Annotated in this window: 37 protein-coding genes and 1 tRNA gene; 1 reads left to right on the top strand and 37 read right to left on the bottom strand. The window is 38.6% G+C overall.

Annotated features, from left to right (window positions below):
* Nucleotides 1-5 precede the first annotated feature (5 nt).
* From G0028_RS07750 to G0028_RS07710, 9 genes are all read right to left on the bottom strand, one after another.
* Nucleotides 6-230, bottom strand: a complete 225-nt coding sequence (locus tag G0028_RS07750) for a hypothetical protein (RefSeq protein ID WP_130075263.1) — start codon at nucleotides 228-230, stop codon at nucleotides 6-8.
* A gap of 504 nt (nucleotides 231-734) precedes the next feature.
* Entirely contained in the window at nucleotides 735-905 is a 171-nt protein-coding gene (locus G0028_RS07745; RefSeq protein WP_227554789.1) for a hypothetical protein, read from the bottom strand.
* A 50-nt stretch (nucleotides 906-955) separates the two neighbouring features.
* Entirely contained in the window at nucleotides 956-1480 is a 525-nt protein-coding gene (locus G0028_RS07740) for a hypothetical protein (protein WP_180046620.1), read from the bottom strand.
* Between the two features lie 22 nt (nucleotides 1481-1502).
* Complete coding sequence (locus G0028_RS07735) at nucleotides 1503-2414, bottom strand: phage tail tube protein (protein WP_180046618.1); 912 nt, start codon at nucleotides 2412-2414, stop codon at nucleotides 1503-1505.
* A gap of 63 nt (nucleotides 2415-2477) precedes the next feature.
* Entirely contained in the window at nucleotides 2478-2987 is a 510-nt protein-coding gene (locus tag G0028_RS07730) for a Rha family transcriptional regulator (protein ID WP_180046616.1), read from the bottom strand.
* 257 nt (nucleotides 2988-3244) lie between these two features.
* Entirely contained in the window at nucleotides 3245-3649 is a 405-nt protein-coding gene (locus G0028_RS07725) for a hypothetical protein (RefSeq protein WP_180046614.1), read from the bottom strand.
* Complete coding sequence (locus G0028_RS07720; RefSeq protein WP_130075269.1) at nucleotides 3646-4026, bottom strand: hypothetical protein; 381 nt, start codon at nucleotides 4024-4026, stop codon at nucleotides 3646-3648. The genes G0028_RS07725 and G0028_RS07720 overlap by 4 nt, the downstream gene beginning before the upstream one ends.
* A 55-nt stretch (nucleotides 4027-4081) precedes the next feature.
* Nucleotides 4082-4927 carry a Bro-N domain-containing protein gene (locus G0028_RS07715; protein ID WP_180046612.1) on the bottom strand — a complete coding sequence of 282 codons (846 nt, stop codon included), beginning with the start codon at nucleotides 4925-4927 and terminating at the stop codon, nucleotides 4082-4084.
* Nucleotides 4928-5006: 79 nt separating this feature from the next.
* Nucleotides 5007-5162 (bottom strand): hypothetical protein, encoded by a 156-nt coding sequence (locus G0028_RS07710; RefSeq protein ID WP_180046610.1) that lies wholly within the window; start codon nucleotides 5160-5162, stop codon nucleotides 5007-5009.
* Nucleotides 5163-5279: 117 nt separating this feature from the next.
* On the opposite strand from G0028_RS07710, the gene G0028_RS07705 reads away from it, so the two are divergent.
* Nucleotides 5280-5585 (top strand): Arc family DNA-binding protein, encoded by a 306-nt coding sequence (locus tag G0028_RS07705; RefSeq protein WP_180046608.1) that lies wholly within the window; start codon nucleotides 5280-5282, stop codon nucleotides 5583-5585.
* A gap of 16 nt (nucleotides 5586-5601) precedes the next feature.
* On the opposite strand, the gene G0028_RS07700 is transcribed toward G0028_RS07705, so the two are convergent.
* From G0028_RS07700 to G0028_RS07565, 28 genes are all read right to left on the bottom strand, one after another.
* Nucleotides 5602-6135: a hypothetical protein gene (locus G0028_RS07700; protein WP_180046606.1), complete on the bottom strand. Its 534-nt coding sequence runs from the start codon at nucleotides 6133-6135 to the stop codon at nucleotides 5602-5604.
* 52 nt (nucleotides 6136-6187) lie between these two features.
* Nucleotides 6188-6559 (bottom strand): glutamate 5-kinase, encoded by a 372-nt coding sequence (locus G0028_RS07695; protein WP_218946325.1) that lies wholly within the window; start codon nucleotides 6557-6559, stop codon nucleotides 6188-6190.
* Nucleotides 6552-6929, bottom strand: coding sequence for a hypothetical protein (locus G0028_RS07690; RefSeq protein ID WP_180046604.1), 378 nt, complete (start codon nucleotides 6927-6929; stop codon nucleotides 6552-6554). Before G0028_RS07690 ends, G0028_RS07695 begins: the two co-directional genes overlap by 8 nt.
* 7 nt (nucleotides 6930-6936) lie before the next feature.
* Entirely contained in the window at nucleotides 6937-7320 is a 384-nt protein-coding gene (locus G0028_RS07685; protein ID WP_130075272.1) for a hypothetical protein, read from the bottom strand.
* 4 nt (nucleotides 7321-7324) lie between these two features.
* Complete coding sequence (locus tag G0028_RS07680) at nucleotides 7325-7936, bottom strand: HeH/LEM domain protein (protein ID WP_180046602.1); 612 nt, start codon at nucleotides 7934-7936, stop codon at nucleotides 7325-7327.
* Between the two features lie 37 nt (nucleotides 7937-7973).
* The gene (locus tag G0028_RS07675; RefSeq protein WP_130075274.1) at nucleotides 7974-8924 is read right to left on the bottom strand and encodes a major capsid protein; all 951 of its coding nucleotides are present in this window, start codon (nucleotides 8922-8924) and stop codon (nucleotides 7974-7976) included.
* Between the two features lie 9 nt (nucleotides 8925-8933).
* Complete coding sequence (locus tag G0028_RS07670; protein WP_180046600.1) at nucleotides 8934-9698, bottom strand: DUF6651 domain-containing protein; 765 nt, start codon at nucleotides 9696-9698, stop codon at nucleotides 8934-8936.
* Between the two features lie 108 nt (nucleotides 9699-9806).
* A complete protein-coding gene (locus G0028_RS07665) occupies nucleotides 9807-10154 on the bottom strand; it encodes a hypothetical protein (RefSeq protein ID WP_130075276.1) in 348 nt (115 codons plus the stop codon).
* Between the two features lie 115 nt (nucleotides 10155-10269).
* Nucleotides 10270-11379, bottom strand: coding sequence for a phage minor head protein (locus tag G0028_RS07660; protein WP_180046598.1), 1110 nt, complete (start codon nucleotides 11377-11379; stop codon nucleotides 10270-10272).
* Nucleotides 11345-12841 (bottom strand): DUF4055 domain-containing protein, encoded by a 1497-nt coding sequence (locus tag G0028_RS07655; RefSeq protein WP_180046596.1) that lies wholly within the window; start codon nucleotides 12839-12841, stop codon nucleotides 11345-11347. The genes G0028_RS07660 and G0028_RS07655 overlap by 35 nt, the downstream gene beginning before the upstream one ends.
* Nucleotides 12838-14265: a phage terminase large subunit gene (terL, locus tag G0028_RS07650; RefSeq protein WP_130075279.1), complete on the bottom strand. Its 1428-nt coding sequence runs from the start codon at nucleotides 14263-14265 to the stop codon at nucleotides 12838-12840. The genes G0028_RS07655 and terL overlap by 4 nt, the downstream gene beginning before the upstream one ends.
* On the bottom strand, nucleotides 14255-14719 hold the full coding sequence (locus G0028_RS07645; protein WP_194088759.1) for a DUF2280 domain-containing protein: 465 nt from the start codon (nucleotides 14717-14719) through the stop codon (nucleotides 14255-14257). The genes terL and G0028_RS07645 overlap by 11 nt, the downstream gene beginning before the upstream one ends.
* A gap of 58 nt (nucleotides 14720-14777) precedes the next feature.
* Nucleotides 14778-15416 (bottom strand): putative metallopeptidase, encoded by a 639-nt coding sequence (locus G0028_RS07640; protein ID WP_180047985.1) that lies wholly within the window; start codon nucleotides 15414-15416, stop codon nucleotides 14778-14780.
* A gap of 57 nt (nucleotides 15417-15473) precedes the next feature.
* Nucleotides 15474-15923 carry an XRE family transcriptional regulator gene (locus G0028_RS07635; RefSeq protein WP_180047987.1) on the bottom strand — a complete coding sequence of 150 codons (450 nt, stop codon included), beginning with the start codon at nucleotides 15921-15923 and terminating at the stop codon, nucleotides 15474-15476.
* On the bottom strand, nucleotides 15920-16147 hold the full coding sequence (locus G0028_RS07630) for a hypothetical protein (RefSeq protein WP_180047988.1): 228 nt from the start codon (nucleotides 16145-16147) through the stop codon (nucleotides 15920-15922). The genes G0028_RS07635 and G0028_RS07630 overlap by 4 nt, the downstream gene beginning before the upstream one ends.
* A 62-nt stretch (nucleotides 16148-16209) precedes the next feature.
* Entirely contained in the window at nucleotides 16210-16638 is a 429-nt protein-coding gene (locus G0028_RS07625; RefSeq protein ID WP_180047990.1) for a hypothetical protein, read from the bottom strand.
* A 36-nt stretch (nucleotides 16639-16674) separates the two neighbouring features.
* Nucleotides 16675-17346: a DUF4760 domain-containing protein gene (locus tag G0028_RS07620; protein WP_180047992.1), complete on the bottom strand. Its 672-nt coding sequence runs from the start codon at nucleotides 17344-17346 to the stop codon at nucleotides 16675-16677.
* Between the two features lie 299 nt (nucleotides 17347-17645).
* A complete protein-coding gene (locus tag G0028_RS07615) occupies nucleotides 17646-17885 on the bottom strand; it encodes a hypothetical protein (RefSeq protein ID WP_180047994.1) in 240 nt (79 codons plus the stop codon).
* 161 nt (nucleotides 17886-18046) lie between these two features.
* A tRNA-Arg gene (locus G0028_RS07610) sits at nucleotides 18047-18122 on the bottom strand.
* Nucleotides 18123-18537: 415 nt separating this feature from the next.
* Entirely contained in the window at nucleotides 18538-18873 is a 336-nt protein-coding gene (locus G0028_RS07605) for a hypothetical protein (RefSeq protein WP_180047996.1), read from the bottom strand.
* A gap of 111 nt (nucleotides 18874-18984) precedes the next feature.
* Complete coding sequence (locus G0028_RS07600) at nucleotides 18985-19473, bottom strand: hypothetical protein (protein WP_180047997.1); 489 nt, start codon at nucleotides 19471-19473, stop codon at nucleotides 18985-18987.
* 5 nt (nucleotides 19474-19478) lie between these two features.
* Entirely contained in the window at nucleotides 19479-19874 is a 396-nt protein-coding gene (locus tag G0028_RS07595; RefSeq protein WP_194088758.1) for a hypothetical protein, read from the bottom strand.
* Nucleotides 19871-20218, bottom strand: a complete 348-nt coding sequence (locus tag G0028_RS07590) for a hypothetical protein (RefSeq protein WP_194088757.1) — start codon at nucleotides 20216-20218, stop codon at nucleotides 19871-19873. The genes G0028_RS07595 and G0028_RS07590 overlap by 4 nt, the downstream gene beginning before the upstream one ends.
* Nucleotides 20211-20504, bottom strand: coding sequence for a hypothetical protein (locus G0028_RS07585; protein ID WP_180048116.1), 294 nt, complete (start codon nucleotides 20502-20504; stop codon nucleotides 20211-20213). The genes G0028_RS07590 and G0028_RS07585 overlap by 8 nt, the downstream gene beginning before the upstream one ends.
* Nucleotides 20497-20874: a hypothetical protein gene (locus tag G0028_RS07580; RefSeq protein ID WP_180048118.1), complete on the bottom strand. Its 378-nt coding sequence runs from the start codon at nucleotides 20872-20874 to the stop codon at nucleotides 20497-20499. Before G0028_RS07580 ends, G0028_RS07585 begins: the two co-directional genes overlap by 8 nt.
* 19 nt (nucleotides 20875-20893) lie before the next feature.
* A complete protein-coding gene (locus G0028_RS07575) occupies nucleotides 20894-21688 on the bottom strand; it encodes an AP2 domain-containing protein (protein ID WP_194088756.1) in 795 nt (264 codons plus the stop codon).
* Entirely contained in the window at nucleotides 21685-21930 is a 246-nt protein-coding gene (locus tag G0028_RS07570) for a hypothetical protein (RefSeq protein ID WP_180048097.1), read from the bottom strand. The genes G0028_RS07575 and G0028_RS07570 overlap by 4 nt, the downstream gene beginning before the upstream one ends.
* Nucleotides 21927-22175, bottom strand: coding sequence for a MarR family transcriptional regulator (locus tag G0028_RS07565; RefSeq protein ID WP_180048100.1), 249 nt, complete (start codon nucleotides 22173-22175; stop codon nucleotides 21927-21929). The genes G0028_RS07570 and G0028_RS07565 overlap by 4 nt, the downstream gene beginning before the upstream one ends.
* Between the last annotated feature and the right edge of the window lie 13 nt (nucleotides 22176-22188).

Raw genomic sequence — 22188 nt, 5'->3', positions numbered from 1 at the left:
TTTTTTTAATTAATTTCAAGATAATGCTTTTCTGTAATCATTTTAATTTTAATACCCTGATAATAGCGAACCATTGGATCATTTTGGTCTTTACTAAGATGATCAATAAAACTTTCTTCTTTCATTAGCTTTGAATACGTTTTATAGCCAATTACGATCTCTTTAGGCTCTTCACCAGTACGTTTAAACTCTTCAATGCGTTTATTGAATTCTTTCAGATTAATTCCCATTATTCACTACTCGCAATAATTTTGCACAACCTAACATTCAATTATGACAAATTAAAGAAAGTAGAGTTAAAAAACAAGATTGATTTGATTAGTTTATTTCAGCATCTGACAATAAAGATGCTAATCGCCACATAGAAATATCTGCTGTTATTTTTAACAACCATCCCAAAATGCTTTATTTTACGGTTTATCTAATAACCTTAATCAACTCAACCACAGCTAAAATAATTGGTGGTGTCTGCCATGCGAGCACTCCAATAATGATCAAAGATGTAATTATGTAAGACTAGATTCTTAAAGGCTTACTTTCTGATAACTTATTCATCACTTTATCAACCTGCATATTTAGGTTAAAATTCATGTATGTTTAGATCCTCAAGTGTGCATTGTGGGTTGAAAACAAAAAAACCCAAGACTCCACATCTTGGGTTTTTGCTTTTTCAATTATTGATTTTTAAATTCCAAAATCATATTTAATAAAGTTGTAAAATGACTTAATACAACTCACTTCTTCTTATAAGCTTGATCTAGAAATAAATTATCCAACATCAAAACACATTCAACAAAGACATACAGTTCAACAGGAGAATCATGTAATTCTAAATATGATTCAATATCCGCAATGCCTAATGCCAACGGCGTACCCTGCTCATATCTTCTAGAACGTGCAATCATGTTGTAAGCATGTAATACAGTATGTGCAGTATAAGAATATTTAGGTGGATCTATGTAGTCTGGCGGTTTGACACCGATTTTTTCGTAGACTTCGCGACTCTTTTCCGTGCCCCATTTGAGGGTTTGGTGGTGGTACAATCTTCGGACTTTCCCAAAGTATCTTCCTTGATTTGATTCGCTTCCTTCTGAATCTTTTCAGCCTCAGACTTTACAAAGCCCCAGATCTGCCAACCCAAATCCCCCATGTGAAACAACTTAGTTGCATTTTCTTCAGAATATGGTTGCTCCTTAACAACTTCACCTTCTTCAAACTCAATGCCTTCCCAATCCTCAATCAGGTGACATGCCACGGCTTCCATTGTGAGCTGATACCACACCTTGTCATCGGCAGAGGCTTTTCTAACATCATAACCTTTGGACACAATCTGATTCTGTGCGCGTTCTAATGCTACTTGATACGCCTGATATTCAATACCACGAATTTTAAAACGTGCTAATACTGTACCTTCCTTATCCTTGTATTCACGCCACAATGAAATTTCTTTGCTTTCTTTAATTGCTACTTTTAAAGCCATGTTAATACCTCAAAAACAGCTCTTAAGGAGCTGCAACTGGAATTCGAGTTAAGGTTGGTGCTTCATCTGCCACTGTAAATGAAAACTGAGTATTCAAAACATCGCCCGCACCACCACTTGGTAATGGTGCTGAAACTGTTAATTTTGGAAGCAACAAGGTGTATTTATTACCCTTATTGTCTTTTAGTGAATACTGAAGACTAATCGGCTCATTTAAAAACTGATTTTCATACAACTCAGCAGTATTTTTAGACCAAGCAACCGTGAAATTACCTGTACCCTTCATAAGAGTTTCAAGGATTGCACTGATATTATTTTCATAATTCAGGCACTTTTGAACCTGCATCGAATTATCAATTGTTAGGTCCAGCTGTGTGACACACATACCCGCTTTGGCTTGACCATCAATTAAAATGTCACCAGTAGAAAGTGATGTAAAGACAATGGCATCTTCAGCAGGTGTAACGGTAGTTGCTGGTGATACTTCGTAAGCTGTACGCTTCATTCCCATAATTGAGAATTTTGAAGTCACGATACCACTATCAGGAATAGATAAAGACCATTGATTAATATGGCAACCTGTAAATACTTGGTAATTATCAATATCCGTAAAACCACGAATAATTGAGAATGTTTTACGCGTTGTGCCACCAAAGGTTAAAACATTATTTAACCACTGGTTGAATGCAACACCTTCAAGCAAATCGTCTTGGATACCATAAGCAAATTCTGTTTCAACGTCACCAGTTACCTCAATTCCAGTCACCATTGATCCAGCAGCAACCCGGCTATCTTTGATTGTTTGTGATTCAGTTGTCTGTGCAGCCGCATCTAAACCATTTGATGTAAATGCCAGTGTTTTCCACGTTGTTGCGATTACACCTGGTGCGGATTCAATTCCGTACGGTGTTGTTTGTTTAGCGCCTGAACTCATAGCGACTCCTTAATTTAGGCATTAAAAAACCTCCGCTAAGGAGGTGGATAAATAAAATCTTGTTTATTCAAATAAGCATGGTTGCATCAAACGTTCTACTTCTTTGATTGCCCCCACCAATGTGTCACGTTTCTTTCGATAACTTCCTAAAATGTGCCCTGCTAAACTCGCATCTGCTTTTTCTAAATTCAATTGCAAACTAAGCTTATTGTGGATATTTACATGTGATCGATATTGAGTACTCAGATATTCTTTTGTCTCATAAAATGCTTGAACCAAAGCACACTTAAAATCTACAACTCTCTCTGTGTTACGCATTAATGTCATCAAAAATGTTGCTTGTTGTTCATTTAAGATGGCGATTCGTCTAGATTGGATGCCACCTTCTGTTTCAAAGGGTCGCATTTCAAATGCCACCCTTCCAAATTTATTAAAGTGATGGATATGCGTTTTGATTAGCTGCATCACAGCCTTGTGGTTCGCTTTCGCTCCATCCGCAATATGCAATGATGTAGTTAAAGCCTTTTCATTTTCTACAATCATAATCTCTTGGGTTGTTAGTACGTTTGACATGGTTTATTCCTAGATGCTCAATTGATTTAAACCATTCACCTGAGCATCAAAAAATTGTGGTGAATGGCATAGGTAATAAAAGAGCCGACAAGAAGATGCAATGAATAGTCGAAACGACCATCTTCTCTTTCGGGAGCTACCCCAGTCGGCTTGATTGCCATATTTCAGGCAATAAAAACCCCGCTATTGCGAGGCTTAAGGTAAAACTTGGTTTAATTATTTGAAATTTGACAGCGTTGTATTAACGCTTAATACAACTAATTCACTCGAAACTCAGCACGAATGATCTTTGCGTAAAAATGCTTATCATCCATATCTTGTGGCGCATGAACCAAATAAACTTCTAAATGAGATACACCGAAGTTTTGCAGGAACGCCCGCCACCCATCACATAACTTCGCCATTGCTGTGGTACCTGAATTCAACGGTGCAAAACATTGGATTGAAATCATTCCATGGTCACGAATGCAGGGCTGGTTACCAATACCTACAACATGACTTCCTGAATACTGAATATAAGCTTTGCACCACAGCTTATTCTTAGGTGGTTTGAAGTGCTGCCCTTCATCAAGTGTCTGGTTTTCAAATTGAATCACATCCACACCGTCAAACTGTGCCAAATGCGTTCTAATCTCTAATTCTGCTTGCTCAAGTGTCATCATTTGTATTTACTCGTCACTCGCTGAAAGGTTAAAGCGTAGATCCCTGTTGGAGCTTGCTGAGAATACCCATTTTCCAAAGCAACGGAATAAGGCAAATTATTCTGTACATAGACTAGATCACCAATCTTTGCTTGAAGAATTCTCATATTCCCCTCAGCAATTGTTTGCCCACCTACTTTATCCACTTTATTTAAATCATAACGAACATCGACAGAGCCAATTGAAACAAGGTTATTACCACGGAATGCGCCTGTGTCAACAGGACTTGCGAGTACAACACCTTGTAGGAACTCACTAATGATTTTTCTTTGTAGAACAGTTGCACTTTGCAGTACTTCGAAGGTGAACTGTGATAATCGCGTGCCTTGCCATGACATAATTTTCACCCATTAAAAAAACCACCCTTTCGAGTGGTCTTAATCTTATTAAAAATTATATAGGTAGTTTTTGCTGATATGTTCCAATGATCCAATCAAAACTATCTACGCATTCTTTCAACTTTTGTTTCTTTTCAATTTTAACGAACTGCCATGCAAGACATGCCCCATCATTAAAATGACTAGTTGCTCGACTATAAATAGTTGGGTTTAATTGTTTGACAAAATCACCAAATTCCGACCACCAACTACGCGCCCATATCATGTGTGTTGCCAATGCATGTATGTTTTGTAAATCTGCATCAGTGAATTTTTGTTTCTCAGCATTACTATACAAAGCAATCAAATGATGAGTGTATTCCACGGCGACAGGGATGGCATCGTACGGAATCTCATCAATACTTTTAACATTAAAACGTTGATGAACCAATTTGTAAGCATCGCTATAGTTCAAATGTTTAGTTTTAGCGACAAGCATATTTACGGCGTTGGTTAATGGCTCACGCTCTGATTTGTGGGTTTTGGTAATTGGCTGACCAACTTCCTTATCAAGAATATCAAGCACCCATTTACGGAATTGCTTAGCGATTACTGTTTTAGAAAACATTGCAATGAGGTGGCAACCACGTAGTGAAAATATACGGATTGTCTTTGTTAGGTTTTTGGTTTTCTTCGAGACACTCAAATTGAGGGTCTCGACAGATTCATCTGATTTCACAGTAATTGTAGTGGTCATGGATGAATTAAACTCATCTTGATTTCGCTCATAAACCTGACCAACTGCATCAGATTTTGCGTAACCAAGAGCTTTAGCTAACTCGCTCGCGCTTAACCAAATTTGACCACCCTGTTGAACAGGTGTGAAATTTACATCATTAAAACTTAGTGTTAAACTTGTCATGTGTTTACATCCTTTAGTGATGGCAACTAAACCTTGTGATATGTGAGAGTTGAACAAGGTTTTTTTGTGCCTACTGATTTCATGCTTTCGCACTCTTGTGTTTTTCTACCAATAATTTGACCGCTTCATTTAAAAGATAAACCATTGATCTTTTATCCTCCTTTGCAATCGCCTTAAGCTCCTTATGTAGATCGCCATCTAACCGACCTTTTACATAAACAATTTCCTCTTTCATACTTCCTCCAAATAATGCCACATTTTGTGGCGTTTAATAACTATAGCCACACTTTGTGGTAATGTAAATACCTATCACAAAATATTTACCACACTTTGTGGCATTGAGGTTTTTTTAATGAGTAATCAAACTGATCACACTATAGTTAGGTTGCGTGTCCCACCTGAATTAAAAGAAAAGATTGAAAAATCTGCTGAAGAAAACAATCGCTCTCAAAGTGCCGAGATGGTTGCTAGACTGGAGCAAAGTTTTAACACCCCTGAAAATACAAGAATCCTACTAGAGGATGCTGTTAAATTGACACTCCAAGCAATTAAAGATGACCCAAGTATTCTCAATAATCCTAGGGTTAGTTCAGCTTATACACCTGATGATGGTGCCAAAAAAGACACAGTTGAACTTATTAATAAAAAAGCACCCTAAGGTGCTTTCTTTACCATTATACAGCACCAATTATTTTCCCATTTTGGTCAAACTTAAATATCCTTTTACCAGCAACATCTGCGCCATAGGAGTTTTTAGCGGTATATTCAACAGTCACATACCATTCTGTTGGACTCCTATCTAGCATTTGGATTTTTCGTGGAATAAATGAGTATGGGTTTTTTAGTGTTGATTTTGTGTTTTCTACAGCAGAAAAAATCATTCTATTAGATTTTTTTAGATCAAATGTTTTGATATTTTCAGGAATCCCAACCATAAAACTAATCTTAACGTTAACATCTTGATCCTCTCCGCCCTTCATTTTCTTTGTCAAAATACTAGGATTAGTAGCGATAATTTTTTCAGAAGATATTAGGTCACTTTGGGTGATTTCATGCGAATTTTGTAATTCACTTGTATTAACATTCACCTCTTTAACCCATGTCCCATCAGATTTTAGATTAATGGATTCCCCTTTCGAGTTTGTGACTATTTCAGCATTAGCGAATCCTGAAGTAATTAAAAAAACACCCAATAATAATTTATTCATAAAACCCCTCCTTAAATATTTATAAAATAGCAAATAATTTAAGGGTTTAGAACTAAATTTTTCTAAGCTGACAAACCCAAATCGAATCTGTTGGATCTGCACTCACATTCACTACCTTAAAATCACCTTTAGCCGTTATCCAAACATCACCAATCTGTGGTACTGCCGTAACCTCATTTTGAAGAACTGTCGCTTTAGAGTCTGTCACCTGATAATCAGTAGGCTTAACCAGATCTTTTTTGTAGCTCCCAAACAATACGCCACGACCTGAATAAGATCCATCAATTTGATTAGGATACGTTTCAGTGACTGGATCATATTTGCCAGAGTTAATTATTTTAGTACAGGTAAAACTCGCCACTGCATCAGCGAGTTTTTTGTCAAAAGCTTTGGCAACCTTAGACTGGATTTTATCCTTAATCATCACATTGACTCTCTTCAAACATTGCAAATAAATCCTGAGCAATTGCCTGAATTGAGTAGGCTTCAAATTCAGTGCTTGGATCACGCTCATTCATTCGCTGTTTAATACGCTGCCAAATATGAACAGCTTCATGCAGTAATAGACCATGTACTTCAATTAAAGGACGCTCACAGTCTTGAATCTGGACAATTGCCATTGAATCATCATTGTAAAAATTCACCTGAGCATCACAACCATTTGACATAAACTCATCTACATCATTCATGTTTTCAAATAGCAGATCCATGTGCATCTGATTACGAGCCAATGTATATTTGACGTGCTGGAATGGCGATATATACCATTCAGGCACATAATTATTATTAATCATACCTGTATCAAACTCGCATTATCAAAATACCAAACGGCATTTTGTTTGGATTCACTAAATCAAGTGAAGCAATCAAAGCTTTAGCAATTTGTTCAAACTCTGAAATATCCACACTACCCTCAACAAAGGTTTCTGTGACCTGTACCGTGTCAGCCTTTACACTTTCACTGACCGTCTGCCGAGCAACACCTGAGTAAATTACCCCTGCTTGAATGCCTTTGATGATTTCGCATGCAGCATCCTGCAGTAATGGATCAATTGGATCAGGAACAAAGCTAACTTCATTCTTCATCCAAGTATTTGCTAATAAGATCAAACGCGCTTTATCACCATCTGGTGCAAAGTCACTTCCTAAAATTCGATCTGCATCATTGATGGTAATAAAGCTCATAAAATTATTCCTTTGGAATTAATGCTAAAAGCTCATCTTTAGATGCAGATGCCTTAAAGCCAATTTCTTTTGCTGCCAGATAATCTTTGATTTGTGGAATTGTCCAGCTCGCAAAGTCATTTTCAGTAGAGTTTAGTAATTCCATTTCTTTCGGAGCTTCAGAAGACTGTTCAGCACTCAAATCAGGATTTGCAGCAGCTGACTTAAGCTCATCAATGCGAGCTTGCATCGCACTCACATCATCCATAAATGCAAGATGTACAGCGCGTTCTGTTTCTAGATCGGCAATGGCTTTTTTGAGTTGATCATGCAAAGTTTCATTTTCAGCAACTACTTTTTCACATTCAGCCTTGGTATCCGTAAGAACTTTCTGTAACTCAGGAGATGTTTCGACACCCAACTGAACAGTAATTTTTTCCACTTTAGCTTTGCGCTCTGGTACTTCACGCACCTCAACTTCCACACCGAGTGCATCATAAGCTGCTTTGATTTGAGGATAATCACCGTAAATCAAAACTAATGTTGCAGTTGTATCTGGACGATCAAAGTACTTTGGATTTTGAAATGAACCTTTTTCATCAATCCCTGCGCTTTTTTTAGCATAAATAATTTTCATTTTGTTCTCACAAAAATGGGGCTTAAAGCCCCGATTGTTATGGTGTGATTCCTGATAGATCTAGCAATGTACCTGCTGTCATCTTGTTGCTAGTTGCGTGTTTTTTCCAATTCGCATCAGCACCCAATAGTGCCAATGTTGGATTAGCACCTTTTGTGGTATCCCAAGAGTAACCTAGTAAATCTAGATTAAAGGTCCCTTCAGCACGCATACCAATTGCCAAGTTCTCTTCATCATTAATGTCATATGCACGGAAACCCGGTGCCTGAGACTCAGTGACAGTTACTGCACCAGTCTGCAAACCAAAAGCATCATCGTCTTCAATCAAATCTGTGACTAAAACAGGCTTACCCAACGTACCTGGTAAACCGCCATAAATCACAATTTCAGATTCACCATAAATTTGATTTGTTAATGCTTCATCCACAATGTCGAAATAAGTGTCTGAGTTCATCACCCAAAGTGAGATGCGACCAAACTTATCGCCGAACTTACGCATACCTTTGGTTAAGGCTTTACGACCATCTGTAGCAATACTACCTTTGGCAATCATGTCAGGATTACTGGTGATTGCCGCCTTAAGTGCAGCTAAGCTGTATTGCAAACGGCCATGGACAAGCGCATCTGCCAAGTCATAACCGATAATTTCAGCAAATTCTTCAGGAGAACGTGCACGGCGTTTAAACGCTTCTTCAGTTGAAGCATAAGGACCATATTTAAACGGTACTTTCACCCCCACAGATTCACCTGCACCAATTTTTTTATTGGTCACTTTTGCTGTCGAGTTCACATCACGGTGTTCAATACTACCGCCAACACGATAAAAAGACTGCTGATTAAAATCACCTTGAATGATTTCATTGACATAACGGATTGCACCGTTTGAAGCTTGGTTAAATACATTCAGATTATCTTGTAGACGTTCCAAATATGCGGTTTGCGCCAATTGATTGTAGATAATCATGTCGCTATTTACAGTAGTAGTCATAATGACTCCTTATTTTTCAAGTTTTAAATATGCTGCTTGACCATGAGTTTGAATGAAGTCTGATTTAGCTTTAGCATCCATTTGGCTTCGCTTCAGACCTGCATTTGCATTGGTATTACCTTGGAAATTACCACCTGAACCTTGACCACCTTTTAAAATGTGATCTTTGTACTGATAGCCATCAATCAACTGATCTAGCGCTTCATCGAAATCAGCCAACTCCCCCGGACGAGAACGCGAATAGATTTGTTGGCCATGATTGTCATAAGCCACAACTTTGCCATTTTCGACTTTGAAATTACGACCGAACTGAGCCTGCACCATGTCCGCTGGTACTGAAATTTTGTCTTTAATCATTTGTGATCGAGCAAAGCCACCACCAATCAACTCGCTGTGTAATTGATTCTGTAATGCATCACGCTCCTGAACGATCGGAGCATACTTTTCTTCTACGGCTTTAATTGCTTCCGCTTTCACTTTCTCGACTTCACCTGCATCCACAAGCTTTTTATCGTCAAAGTTTTTTAAAGTTTCCATTGCTTTTTTGGCAGCAACTGGATCTTCAATACCTGCAAAAGTCGTTAATGCTGTTTCGGCTTTTTCATAACGCTCACGATTTGATTTAGCTTCACCATTTAGACGAGTAATCGTTGCTACGGTTTGTGCTGCATCATGTGCGACCTCTTTACCATCATCATGAATATACAAAGGCAAACCTTGTTCATTCACTTCTGCATACGTTTTGCCATCAATCTGAGTTGTTTTAAGTTTCATAAGTCATCCGACCCTAATTTGATTTGAGCATCCGCTCGTTACGCCTTTTTCATCCGAAATTTAGGCAATAAAAAACCACCCGAAGGTGGTTTTAATTTGTGTACTTGATTAATCGAAAAGCCCTGAATATTCCGTCAGTGCTCTATAGCACGTTGCGTTTCTACCCGTTTCTTCCATCTCTCCTTTTACCGAGAAAATTCCAGCTCGAGTAGCATTTGCCATTGAGTTCTCTCCGTACTGAGCTATACATTGTCTGCTCATTTGATTAATGGTTTCTACGAGCAGATTACCATCACTTTCACTTTTTAAATTGCATTGTGCTTTAATCGTAAGCATATACCCCAAAAGATCTGCATTATCTTTACAATTTTCCAAACTTGGATTATCTAAGTCGATTGCCCAAGCATTAATCGCTGTTATAGATAAAATAAAAGTTAAAATAGCTTTTAGTTTCATTAATTTCTCATTTAAAAATAATATCTTTCATTATCTTAAATAAAATACATCATCTAGGAAAAGTTGTCTAAAAATTCTCGGTATATAAGAAATTAAGAAATGAAGCATCAAATATTCACAACCCCAACTCCTTGAACGTCTTTTCATCCACAGCTTTTAATTGCTTCAAGGTAAAAGGCTGACCACTCAAAGGATCCACAAACTTATCTAAAGGATAGCCACCTTCCTTGTAAAGCTTATATTTAGATGGTCCAAGCCATTCGCGTTGGAAGCTCTCATCTTGCTGTGCAAACCAAGCTTTGTATGTCGTATTTGCATCAACCTGACCAATCTTACCAACGCGCTGATCTTTAGGAATATCTTTCACAGCGCGTTTATCTGCTACAAATGGTCGTAATCCCTCTACAGATCCATCAACACTACACCCAATTTGAGTCGTTCGACAACGGCGATGATAAGGTGGTTTTTGATGCCCTTCTCCAAGTTTTTGAATCCGACCATCTTTCATTGCACAACCTTTTGAGGTTCGACCATCTAAAGTGGCCACATCTTTGGTGTACTTATAACCTAAGGCTGTCCAAGTGTCTAAGTAAGTGGTTGAACTAATATGCGCTCTGGCTGTTCTCACCTCTGCATCTATTGAACTGCGTGTTTGATTTAATAAACCATCTGCATAATTTTGCTGCTTAGTCCCTTTGATCCGTTGAATAATCTCTTGATTGGTTTGACCATTATCAATGCCATCACGAATCACATACTCAACTTTCTTTCGGACACTATCTGCAATACCAGGAAAGATATGATCGACTAATTGACCACCTGCATACGGCGCTTTCTTAGCTTTCTTCAGTAAAGATTCACCACTGATTGCTGGAGCCTCTTTATTGGCGAGTTTATAAATATAAGCCGCTTCATAGGTCGCTAAAGCAATCATCGACACATCCAGCAATTGTGGCAAATTCACCGCGATTGCTTGTTGCCAACTCACCATGACACTCTGAAGCTCTTTTAATGATGCTGTGCTGTACTTCCCACTCATTAAAATCGTTTTTTCAGCTTCAGTTAAGTCGTCTAGTAACTCTCTAAGCTTAGTCAACATCTCCAAAGAATAGCCATCAAACTTTTTAAGCAGCTCATTGATTGCAGAAGAAGATAAGCGTTGTAGATAAGAATTATGCTGATTCAAGGCATCAAGAATTGCCTGCTGTATTTCCTTCTTGTCCATCATCTACACCCTGATAAGGTTGATAACCACCTAATGGCTTACTCATACGATATTCTTCAATTTTCTTTTCGATATCCTCCCATTTATCCTCTGGGAAAGTACCTGTTTGCTCGTAGTGATAAAGTACTTCTGGTGGGAGTAATTCACCCTGTACCATTTCTAAAATCAATCTAGAGCGCTCTACACTATATTTTTGTTTGTTAAAGTCTTGAGCAATCACGTAGTTCAATACATCAGGTTTTAGATCGTGGTTTGACATCACAAACTTGCTACACCAACGCAATGCCATATTCACCGCTTCATTGACATTGACCACACATAACGAAAGTACAGAATGCTGTACTGCATCATCATTATCAGCCTCAGTTGCTGTTTTATTTGCAGAGCCTTTCTCAACTAAACGCGCGCCCATTTCTTTCATTTGTTGCCATTTGTCTTTCATAGCTTCACGTGAAAGCGTATTCGGTTGTGCTTGTGCAATACCTAAAGTCCCACCTTGTGGCAGGGGTAACATGACCTTTGCACCAATATAAACACCACGTTTCTGTGCCTCATCAAACCAATTCCAATCCATGCCAGAAGCATAATATTGTGGATGCCCCATGTAATACACAGATTCCTGAAAGTCTGCACTATCACGATAATGAGCAAGATTTAGATCCGCGAGCTCCAATAAAGGTGAATTTTCAATTTGTGCCGAGTTATCCACTGCACCCACAAAGGTAAATGGAATATAACTCCACACATCACCATTATAATCCGTTGGAATCTTACGCCCCTGACCTGTCCAGATCCCTTGATCCGACTTGGTATAAATTTCAATCGTGTATACAAACTCGCCCAAACCAACATCTTCAAGGCGCAATACTCGATATTGCTGTTTTGTTTCGATACTAAATCCATCTTTACCGCGTTCAGATACAGACTCAGCAATCACCACTAAATTGAGCTTGGTTTGGTTACCTACAGTGATCGTATCCCAATTAATGACCACCTTAGCTGAAAGCAAATGAATCATCGGATAAGCTTGTTTAGCTTTTTCCTCAGCACGATTACGTGATGGAGCGACATCAGGAAAATCAACATATAGAGCACTACGATAATGCTTAAGTGTGTGGCGTAAGGTAGATTGGGAAAGCTGATATAAACTTAAACCAGCACCGTTGGCATTTCTTTTTAAATGTTCTAATTCTGCTGGGCACTTAAAGTTTGGATCCTTTGCAAATGCAGCACCAACGAGACTTCCCAAGGTTTTTCCTGTCACCCCATAAAATACAGCGCGCTTTAAATATGAGTCATAAAAACCTTTGGCTTCTTGGCTATGATCTTGTGGGTTATTTCGTGGCAAATAAACCTCTTTTTTATCCTTAACCGCTTTTTGCCCTTTACAGACATCATCCACTTGTTCCCATAAAGGAAGATTTTTCACATACTCTGGATGTTGAAAAGTTACGTCACTCATCGAGCAAACCCCATTGTAGGAAAGAATGGCATAAAGCCTTCGTATAAATCATTAAAAGCATCCGCAGCTGCGTCTACTTGGTCCTTGTATTTACCGTTTGGAAAGTTACGAAGTTCATCTTTGAAATCTTTATTCCACTCACCGCGAAGCATCCGTACATTGCCTACGTTGACTTGTGCTGCAAATGGTTGTGCACGTGTGACCTTATCCCCTGAAACAGGTAAAGCTACTACGTTATATCCAGCTAAAAGCTTAGTGAAAGATTTCACTTGTGATTTACCTGCTTGACCAGGATCTTGCGGTAATCGAATGGTGACTGCTGTACCATCAAGATCAGCAGTACTTTTAATCCGTTTATTGACATTCTCTGGACCAAGCTGCTCACGCTCTACACCAAAAATATAGGTGTATCCATCACTGGCACTTGCCATACCGACACCCGCTGTATAAGCACCTTCACCTTCTGAACTTGCCAAGTCCCATGCACGCGTTTTTTTCAAAATACCTGCAGGCAAAGCATCAACAATTTCAATTTCATCAGGTTTAAAAAAACCACCTGCAGGTGGTGCTGGTCGCTGCCGGTATTGCCCCGCAAAAACATAGGGTGCAGCTTTTTCCATTAAAGTTAATTTTTGAATGTTATGTTTCGCTGGCCATAGAGCAGATCCATCATCTTGAATGGCGGATAAACAGATATGATCCCATACTTCACCATTACCACCTGCAATCGGAATACCGTCTTTTCGATCCCCTAATAACCAACCTGCAAGATCTTCTTCATGCAAGCGCTGCATAATGACAATAATGGGGGTTTCAGGCGAGTTCGTTCGTGATTCAAGTGTGTTCTGAAACCAATCAATAACACCTTCACGGATGGTTTTTGAGGATGCTTCATCTGCCTTATGTGGATCATCAATGATAATACAACCACCAAAACCGTCTCGCATCTTGCCAGCACCAAAGCCTGTGATCGTACCGCCTGTACCTGTGGCATAGCACACACCACCATCTGCTGTACGCCAGTTGTCCTTAGCTTTGCTGTCATCACGTAATTTTAAATCAGGAAAAACTTTCCTATACGCTTCTTCCTGCACCAAATTTCGTGTTTGAAAAGCATTGTTTGCAGCCAACATCGCAGAATAGCTAATATGGATAAATTCACAGTCAGGATTTTTTCCCAATGACCAAGCCATAAAATTAATCACTGCAATTTCAGTTTTAGAATAACGTGGCGGGACATTAATAATTAATCGCTTGATCTCACCGTTATAAACACGCATCAAAGCATCACAGATTTCCCGATGATGCCAATTGTGTTTCCACTTATAGCCACGGCGCTCCTTAAACATATAGCGAGTGAAAAAATATAGATCCTGCTGCGCTTCAATTTCAATCGCTAAGTCACGTGCAGAATCAGTAGTCATCCACAACCTCCTGACGGGCTTTTAGGTATTCTTCTTTAGAAACCTCAACCGTTTTTTGAATTGATTCACCATTGGTTGTATGGTCTATTTCTTGCCTTATAACCCGCCCATCTGTTTCTTGAAAAGCTTGCTTTAATAGGTTTTGCTTGAGTCTTTTATTCTTACCTGAGTCGTCATACATCCCTTGAAGTTCTTTAAGTCGGAATGCTTTATTCGCAATCGCAATGTCTTCAATATTTTCTCTAAAATCTGTTCGAGTTCGCTCAAATAAATCTTTTAATTTTTTACTCAGGTTTCGACCTGCATATTTGGTCGGATCGTAATTTTCACATTGCTGTCTTTCAATTTCTAACCCAAATCTTTGCTTGACAGCATCGGCTACTTGTTGAGGGGTTTCAAAGCAAGCAAGAGACTGAACTATAAAGATTTTTACAGGCTCTTTAAGTGCTGCCATAAACTCACCTTTGTCATGCTACGTCAAGCAAGATTGCCAAAAAAAAGAGCCCTTAGGCTCAAATCACACACGTCCCACAACACTTAGAAATATCAACATCAGGAACAAACGGCGTATTCTTTGTGATTTCGACCAAACGCTTAACTGATTCATTCGCTCCCCAACGTTTGACCACGCCAAAGAACTCTTCAACATCATGACCTGCCAAATAATGTTTAGGTAAACCTGTCATATCGCTATACAGCATTTCACCATCTTCATCGCGTTCTACACCAATGTGATAAAGCTCATGATCTAATAACGCGCAAAAATTACGGTCATTGGTGTTTTCACAATAACTCGCATCGATCGTAATTAAATACGTCGGTACAAAGCCAAACCAATCCCGCATCTGTTGTTCTTGTCGTGCTTTCTTCCAACCGCCAACGTTGAACATCACCTTTTCACATTGACCTAACACCATACGTTTTTTAGATTGAGCCGCAGATGATGCCCAAGCAAATGCTAGAAACTCGTCATTGTCATGAAGTAGCTCAGCAATGTGGTCATGGTCAGGATTATGTAACGCACCACCAATAGTCAGGAAATTTGCCACAACCCAAGCTTTTAGATCTACAGCGGGTGCTATACGAATGCTTTCTTCTCCCTCAGCCTGATCAATCAATTCAGCTGGTGGGAATGGTCTGATTTGTTGCATATTTCACCCAATAAAAAACCCACATACAATGTGGGTTTTAATCAATCACTTCACTTTTTAAACCAAGGCACTTGCCACTTCATAATGTGCTTTATCTAATTTCCCTTGATTAAATAACCAAGTTGCCACTTCTGGCCATGAATACATCGCTGACTTTGAAGATAGTCCATACATTGGTTTTGGGAAATTCCCATCCCCACGCTTATTTAATGCATACAGTGATAATACTTGGCGACTTAAGCTCGCACGTTCTGCCATTTCCGATAAGGTAGAAAAACCTTGCTCTTCAACAATTAAATCTTGATAGCCTAATTTACGAATATCATTTAATGCTGAGCGTATTGCTGTTACTGCATCAGCAGCTTCACGATCAAATTCTAAATAAACTGTATCATTGTAGCTACATAGCAATGCGTCATCACAGCCTGCTTCAAAAAAGCGATCTTCTAAATCTGCAAGATCTGAACGAGCATCACGTACCACAATGGTAAAATGATAAGTATTCATTGTTCATCTCCATTACATTGCTTCACTTTACGCAGGATTTGTTTAGCATGCGTTTCAGGATCTTTCGGCGTACTCCAAACACTCATTTGATGTTCAGTATGCCCCAATATGCATTTTAATCTACAAAATGCATGTCCTGATTTACCCGTTTCAACAATATCCCATCCATTCTCAACTGCATATTCAATCGCTTCTCGGATATGCTTATTTGGATGTTTTTTCATGTCTTATCCTTAGAGAATGCTTATTATTATACGCTAGTGTTGTCAAGTGTCAACAAAGTAGATTATTTAAGCTGCTGAAAATGAGTTCCCTCTTCTTCAAATCTCTCCAATTTCCCTTTAATCCAACGAATTACAGAACCTGACTCAACTGCATGTGGTTCAAATCGTTCAATCGTATAACCCATGTTTTCAGCGAGTTCATATTTATTAAATGCGTTTGCAATCTTCTTACCACCACGGCCCACTGACCATGAGCTACCCACAATTTCAATAAGAAGATTGAGCTTCACAATATAGAAATCAAATCGCCAATTTTTCGTGGGCTCAAATTGAAATTTTCTTCGATAACCAATGTTATTTTCTTCTAGTTCTTGGAATAGGGTTTCTTCAGCTTCTAAATATTTTTGTGTTGCTTTGGGTAATGGGCGAGTTTTGGATTTAGGCTTTAATGGTTGCTTCTTGGTAAGTGCGGTGTATTCGGAAGTCTCCATACTTTTACCCCATAAAATAAACCACCCGAAGGTGGTTTACTTGATATCTTCTGATTTAAGAGGATTTGCTTTCCAGCGATTAGCTAAACACTCGAATTCTTTAAATAAAGTATCCTTTTTCGCAGCCTCTCTTAATTCAGAAACAGCTCCATTGCAAATACCCCAAAATTTAAGCATTGTTGAGCAATACATTCTTTTAAACATTTCCTCGTCTAAAAGATTTTTATTTATGCCAATAGCATAAAATTCATAACGATTTAGTACTTTCAACAAGTGCATCCTAACTTCTGCTTCATTTTTAGTTAAGGCACTTTCCTTAACACTCAGGAGTGAAGCTAGATGCTCTCTAGTACTCTCACTATCGCTCAATAAAGCATAATATTGTTTAGGATTCTCATTAAACCTAAGAACAACCATCTTTGAATGAAAAATAGTCTCATCTTTATTATCATCCAAAATAGTATCTAAAGTAGCTCTTTCTCTTGATGTTTCTTTTGAAGAATGGATTGTTGTGTATGCTATATAAGCCGAAATGGCAAACACTATTAGTTGCGAAAAAACTAGCCAATCACTAATTTTCCACCCACCCAAATCTAAGTAAGATAAAACATCATCCGAGATTAAGAACATAGATATTAAAAAAGCAGATAACGCTAAAAAAAACGTTATTCTGCTTTTGGTATTCTGTGAAGTTAGGGTGTTACCCATCCCAACCCTCGAAAGCACAAGTATTTGATGCAATAGCTTTATCTTTATTAATATAATTCATGAACATAGCCATAAATACCTCCAAATAATAGTGATAAAAAAGCCCAATTGATCATTTGATATTAGGCTTATTCACAACTATATGCACTATGACCATTCCTGTCAATGCCTAACTGTAATGAATTGTCAAGCCCTACAGCCTGCTTGGATGTTAAATACTGTCGTGCTACATCACCCGTACATGATGTCACCTTGATGTGGGCAAAAAGAAACCCTCCAAAGAGGGTTGATATATTTAACTAAAGCACATCTTGTAATCCAATATCTGAAACACTATAAAAAAGTATTTCAGTTCCAATTGGGTGTTTATCTAAAAGGATTTGAGTAACCTCATCCTTGTCTATAGCACCATCCCTATTGGTAATTTGACTAGATTTCACATAAGTCGTAAAAGCAACATTATCTGCAAAATAACTTATCAAGTGCGCAGGCTGCTTTCCTAGTGGTGGATTCATTTTTACTTCAGTTTGAAATCCCATATCTTAATCCTAATTAAAAATTAGATTAAACGATAAGCTATTCACAAACATTATTCAAGCCAGAATGTAGTTACAAGTATATGTTTTTTATAAAAAAATACACTATTCAAAACTATTACATTATCCAAAACTACTTATCTTATTTATGTTGAGTAAAAATATGGCACGCCATACAGGATTCGAACCTGTGACCATCCACTTAGAAGGCGGATGCTCTATCCACTGAGCTAATGGCGTATTAAAAAGGACATGGCAATCTGCCACATCCTGCCTTTAATTTCGATACTGATCAGCTCGGCAACTGATCTACCGCTACTCAACACTACTGCTTCTCAAAGTTAGCTATTGATACGCTTTGTGTCTTTCAGTCTCTTTTGGTCGGGGAGTCACCCACAATTTAAGGCTCTGAGGCTAACTCAATGTGTGACGAAATCACATTGGATTCAAACCGATTTATACGACTAGTTTCGCATCACACCCTTTGCGCTTATAGCTATGTAATTAGATTACACAGCGTCACAAATCCATGTTGCCGAAGCTAACTTTTTCATGAGTCAATCCTCAATTATTCACACATGAATAGCACATGCACCTTTTAAAATATAGGCGTAAAAAAGACGCCTAAGCGCCTTAAAACTATGTTTCTACAAGTTTATTCAGGATTATCAACCAAACAAGTCGCTAATAAAACTGCATATTCATAAGTCATATTAGACGTATATTGTGAAATATCCTGTTCATTACTTTTATAATAATCATCATTATATGTATCTTCCACTATTTCAGTGAACTCTTTCGTTAGGTTTTTATCCGTCTTTATATCCGTATATAAAACTTCTAAACCTTTTACTCTTTTTAGCGCTATTTCTTTTGACACGCCATCAATTTTCCAAAATCCCGTAAGTACATGTAGTTGAGCAATTTTTTCACAATAATCTGCATGAGCAAATGAAGGAATAAGCATTAAAAGAAAGATTATTTTTTTCATATAATTTTATACTCAAAACAAAACCCCGCAAATGCGAGGCTCTAAAACTTCAGTGGTTTGCTTAAAACTTCGTCCACTATAACAGAAATATGCCATATCTCGTGCGCACACTCAAGAAGTTTCTTTAAAATCTTCAAATTTAAAATGGCTGAATCGACTTCTAATAAATGCCTTACCGCACTTTATGTCTTGCCGAATTTGATTAACAGTAGTGTCAGAACTTACAGCAATTTCACGTAATGAATTACCTAAGACATGATGTGACCAAATAGATGATAGCCAATCTTGCAAAATCTCATCATTAATAGATTGAATATCTAAAAACAAACGTTGAATCGCACGCGCCTCATTACTATCTAACTCGCAACACGTACCCTTACGGCGTACACATAAACGATCCTTTAGCTCTACATCATTCATATACATGGCGAGTAGCTTTTCACGCTGCTGCTGCGTAATACGTTTTGTTGGCATAGTCTTTACAACTCGCACCATCGTTTCATTATCACCATTGATCCAAGCACCAAGCTGACGACACCATTCTTCGAAACTATACTTCTTCCAATCCGTTGCTTGCATAATCGTAACCGCTGCATTCATACCCATCACTCCACCAACCGTCTAATCTCATCAATCGCCTTACCGCTTTTCACCTGCTCAGTGCTATACCGATACACTGAATAACCCAACGCTGTAGCTGAGTTGTATTTCTCCATATCTGCTATGTAGCCTTTCCCTCTTGTGTGCCTCCCACTACTCCAAATCCCACCTTCAACCTCGATCAAAACATTGCTACCCACAATATAAAAATCCGCCCTCCACTTGCGTTCAGGATTAAATTGAAACTCTGCCTGAAACTCGATGTTGTACGACTTTAAATGCTGTGCGAGCGTAGCCTCACCCTCACTGACTACTCGTTCTTTTTTCACTGTCATGCGGCGCTTGCTACGGCGTGGTTTTGCATACTTGGCTTTGTATTCAGCGGTTGATATGCTGCTCAAATCACTCGCTCCAACATTGTCAAACATGAACGATATGCAAACGCATATTCTGAGTTGTTATTCTTTACAGCATCACTCACAGCAAGCTTTAAGCATGAGATTAAATGCAAATGCTGACTATTCAGCTTTGACCATTTACTCTTGTAATGCTCAAGCTCTTTTTCAATAACCTCTAAACGCTCAACCGATTCAACATAAGAGAGTTGGTTAAAGCATTCACCATATTTGCAATATCCTGCCTCAGGACAATCCTGTGCAGCATTTTGGCAACGAGTTATTGCATTACCATAAATTTCAAGATCAGTGCTGAGTAGATCAGCTTCGCAAGGGATACGCTTAATCATGCTTACCTCGCAGGGCTTTTTGAATTTCATAAGCCATACTTGGGCGCATGGTTGTGTACTCATCATCAATCAATTTTTGAAGCAAAGCTTTTAGATCCTTATCTTCGCTTTGATAAGTTTTAATGCTTTGAGCTTGATTTGAATTCCATTCTTCAAGCCGATCAATCTCAGCCTGTCTTGATTTCTGCCCTGCTTCATAAGAAATTCGGCAGCAATTTGCATGACGCATAGCATCAAAACCCTGAAGTGACGACAACCACTCGTTATATGTTTTTGGTTTATCCATTCCGCTCCACCTCCATTTCAGGGCGTTTTCTTAATGAATCGCGCCAGTCGTCTTGATAGTTGAAAGTTAATGATGATTGATAATTACCATTGGATCCAACCACCACCCATTCTGGCGAATCAATCACTGGCTCTCTATCAAAGCAATGTGCCTTACCTTTCTTATCCATAGCCCACCAATCAAAACCATCAGGAATCTTATCCCAATCAGGTTGCCATTCTAATTGGCTCGAATTCGATGCTTTTAAAATCGCCTCAGGTACACCGCCTTGACGCTTATCCGCTTCAGCTTGCATTGCGTCTGCATAACGCCACCCAAGACCAGCGCAAATATCAACACTCACACCGCTTTCCGCTATCTTTAAAGCCATTTCATGCGCCATTGTTAATTTATCCATGGTTGATCACCTTCGTATTTGGGCTAATGTTTCTAGGGTCAACCTGTGATTCAACTTGATAAGCCATCAAAGCCTCATAGGCTCTTGTGTCAATTTGATCTTTCCATTTATTGGCTACGGCTTTGATTTGAGCCTCTTTGGCTTGCTTATAAGCCTGGAAAGCTTCTTCTGCCGTGCTAAATCTACCAAGTCTGACGGGCTTTTTTCCATTATGAATTTTCGACTGAAAATTATTCTCACGACTGTCGTAATAAACCCCAAGTGGATATTTATCTTGGTTTTTATCTTGCCTATTAAGAAGTTTATTGATCTCCTGTGGGACAAATACACAAGTGTCTTCACTGTAAGATTTATTACCCCTCACAAGTATGTCCTTATCCAGATCCCACCCAGTTTGATTGAAGCCAATTTGTTCAGAGCACCAGTCTTTAAAATATGGGTAATATTTGAATTTTTCAGATACATAGCAATCTTTGTAAGTAGGATGCTTACTGTGATATTTATCGTCATAACAACGTTGCAGCATTGACCCCCATAGCATATATTCCTTTGGTGTCTTGCCATTAACGCAAGCAGGCTCATCGCCCAAAACACCCACACCCCACACAGTTGCCACCAATCTATCTTTAACATTGCCTTTTTTAATCTGCCCCATATCAGCAACTGTTTCATAGCCTGTATCAATGAACTTAATGTGTACCTTGGAGCCATTGATATACTTGGTAACAATCAAAGACCCATAGTTATTAGTCTTAAATATTTTCCCTTCATAATTTAATTCATTCATCTTTCAGTCACCTTAGTTAGTGGCGAGATGTGATTAGCAATATCACTGCATGTATCAATGCAGTCATACTGAGCAATGGCGGTGCGGAGATCGTCAACAAATACACCAGTGGTGCACTGCACATTACCAACCATGATTTGATAGCTAATCTTTGTTAGATTCTTTGCTTTAGCTCTTTTAAGCATTGATTTTGCCGTATCAATGCCACCAACCCGATCAATAAGGTTGTTTATAGTTGTCATAGCGCCACCTCATCCTTGTTCACATTCATGATGTCTTTTGCGTACTGTGTTGCCCTGTAATGTGTTTTAGTTACACGCTCCAAGTAGTTCCATTTTTCAAAGTTTTGAAGCATCTTGTGAACCGTTGCACGATGAAAATCAAACACTGCTTCTTGCACATCTTTGACTGAAAATGGCTCAGTCGCATGACAAGCAAACAAAAGCAAATACAACTGATTATCAAAAAAAGTTTTAGCCTCACTCACACCCCACCCCCAT

The organism is Acinetobacter piscicola (assembly GCF_015218165.1).
Lineage (GTDB): Bacteria > Pseudomonadota > Gammaproteobacteria > Pseudomonadales > Moraxellaceae > Acinetobacter > Acinetobacter piscicola_A.
The sequence above is the reverse complement of the archived record's forward strand: the minus strand, read 5'-3'. Positions and strand labels throughout refer to the sequence as shown.

Excerpts from the sequence above, each read along its gene's own strand:
- G0028_RS07750 (WP_130075263.1), bottom strand. The coding sequence starts at position 230 with ATGGGAATTAATCTGAAAGAATTCAATAAACGCATTGAAGAGTTTAAA.
- G0028_RS07745 (WP_227554789.1), bottom strand. The coding sequence starts at position 905 with ATGATTGCACGTTCTAGAAGATATGAGCAGGGTACGCCGTTGGCATTA.
- G0028_RS07740 (WP_180046620.1), bottom strand. The coding sequence starts at position 1,480 with ATGGCTTTAAAAGTAGCAATTAAAGAAAGCAAAGAAATTTCATTGTGG.
- G0028_RS07735 (WP_180046618.1), bottom strand. The coding sequence starts at position 2,414 with ATGAGTTCAGGCGCTAAACAAACAACACCGTACGGAATTGAATCCGCA.
- G0028_RS07730 (WP_180046616.1), bottom strand. The coding sequence starts at position 2,987 with ATGTCAAACGTACTAACAACCCAAGAGATTATGATTGTAGAAAATGAA.
- G0028_RS07725 (WP_180046614.1), bottom strand. The coding sequence starts at position 3,649 with ATGATGACACTTGAGCAAGCAGAATTAGAGATTAGAACGCATTTGGCA.
- G0028_RS07720 (WP_130075269.1), bottom strand. The coding sequence starts at position 4,026 with ATGTCATGGCAAGGCACGCGATTATCACAGTTCACCTTCGAAGTACTG.
- G0028_RS07715 (WP_180046612.1), bottom strand. The coding sequence starts at position 4,927 with ATGACAAGTTTAACACTAAGTTTTAATGATGTAAATTTCACACCTGTT.
- G0028_RS07710 (WP_180046610.1), bottom strand. The coding sequence starts at position 5,162 with ATGAAAGAGGAAATTGTTTATGTAAAAGGTCGGTTAGATGGCGATCTA.
- G0028_RS07705 (WP_180046608.1), top strand. The coding sequence starts at position 5,280 with ATGAGTAATCAAACTGATCACACTATAGTTAGGTTGCGTGTCCCACCT.
- G0028_RS07700 (WP_180046606.1), bottom strand. The coding sequence starts at position 6,135 with ATGAATAAATTATTATTGGGTGTTTTTTTAATTACTTCAGGATTCGCT.
- G0028_RS07695 (WP_218946325.1), bottom strand. The coding sequence starts at position 6,559 with ATGATTAAGGATAAAATCCAGTCTAAGGTTGCCAAAGCTTTTGACAAA.
- G0028_RS07690 (WP_180046604.1), bottom strand. The coding sequence starts at position 6,929 with ATGATTAATAATAATTATGTGCCTGAATGGTATATATCGCCATTCCAG.
- G0028_RS07685 (WP_130075272.1), bottom strand. The coding sequence starts at position 7,320 with ATGAGCTTTATTACCATCAATGATGCAGATCGAATTTTAGGAAGTGAC.
- G0028_RS07680 (WP_180046602.1), bottom strand. The coding sequence starts at position 7,936 with ATGAAAATTATTTATGCTAAAAAAAGCGCAGGGATTGATGAAAAAGGT.
- G0028_RS07675 (WP_130075274.1), bottom strand. The coding sequence starts at position 8,924 with ATGACTACTACTGTAAATAGCGACATGATTATCTACAATCAATTGGCG.
- G0028_RS07670 (WP_180046600.1), bottom strand. The coding sequence starts at position 9,698 with ATGAAACTTAAAACAACTCAGATTGATGGCAAAACGTATGCAGAAGTG.
- G0028_RS07665 (WP_130075276.1), bottom strand. The coding sequence starts at position 10,154 with ATGAAACTAAAAGCTATTTTAACTTTTATTTTATCTATAACAGCGATT.
- G0028_RS07660 (WP_180046598.1), bottom strand. The coding sequence starts at position 11,379 with ATGGACAAGAAGGAAATACAGCAGGCAATTCTTGATGCCTTGAATCAG.
- G0028_RS07655 (WP_180046596.1), bottom strand. The coding sequence starts at position 12,841 with ATGAGTGACGTAACTTTTCAACATCCAGAGTATGTGAAAAATCTTCCT.
- terL (WP_130075279.1), bottom strand. The coding sequence starts at position 14,265 with ATGACTACTGATTCTGCACGTGACTTAGCGATTGAAATTGAAGCGCAG.
- G0028_RS07645 (WP_194088759.1), bottom strand. The coding sequence starts at position 14,719 with ATGGCAGCACTTAAAGAGCCTGTAAAAATCTTTATAGTTCAGTCTCTT.
- G0028_RS07640 (WP_180047985.1), bottom strand. The coding sequence starts at position 15,416 with ATGCAACAAATCAGACCATTCCCACCAGCTGAATTGATTGATCAGGCT.
- G0028_RS07635 (WP_180047987.1), bottom strand. The coding sequence starts at position 15,923 with ATGAATACTTATCATTTTACCATTGTGGTACGTGATGCTCGTTCAGAT.
- G0028_RS07630 (WP_180047988.1), bottom strand. The coding sequence starts at position 16,147 with ATGAAAAAACATCCAAATAAGCATATCCGAGAAGCGATTGAATATGCA.
- G0028_RS07625 (WP_180047990.1), bottom strand. The coding sequence starts at position 16,638 with ATGGAGACTTCCGAATACACCGCACTTACCAAGAAGCAACCATTAAAG.
- G0028_RS07620 (WP_180047992.1), bottom strand. The coding sequence starts at position 17,346 with ATGGGTAACACCCTAACTTCACAGAATACCAAAAGCAGAATAACGTTT.
- G0028_RS07615 (WP_180047994.1), bottom strand. The coding sequence starts at position 17,885 with ATGGGATTTCAAACTGAAGTAAAAATGAATCCACCACTAGGAAAGCAG.
- G0028_RS07605 (WP_180047996.1), bottom strand. The coding sequence starts at position 18,873 with ATGAAAAAAATAATCTTTCTTTTAATGCTTATTCCTTCATTTGCTCAT.
- G0028_RS07600 (WP_180047997.1), bottom strand. The coding sequence starts at position 19,473 with ATGAATGCAGCGGTTACGATTATGCAAGCAACGGATTGGAAGAAGTAT.
- G0028_RS07590 (WP_194088757.1), bottom strand. The coding sequence starts at position 20,218 with ATGATTAAGCGTATCCCTTGCGAAGCTGATCTACTCAGCACTGATCTT.
- G0028_RS07585 (WP_180048116.1), bottom strand. The coding sequence starts at position 20,504 with ATGGATAAACCAAAAACATATAACGAGTGGTTGTCGTCACTTCAGGGT.
- G0028_RS07580 (WP_180048118.1), bottom strand. The coding sequence starts at position 20,874 with ATGGCTTTAAAGATAGCGGAAAGCGGTGTGAGTGTTGATATTTGCGCT.
- G0028_RS07575 (WP_194088756.1), bottom strand. The coding sequence starts at position 21,688 with ATGAATGAATTAAATTATGAAGGGAAAATATTTAAGACTAATAACTAT.
- G0028_RS07570 (WP_180048097.1), bottom strand. The coding sequence starts at position 21,930 with ATGACAACTATAAACAACCTTATTGATCGGGTTGGTGGCATTGATACG.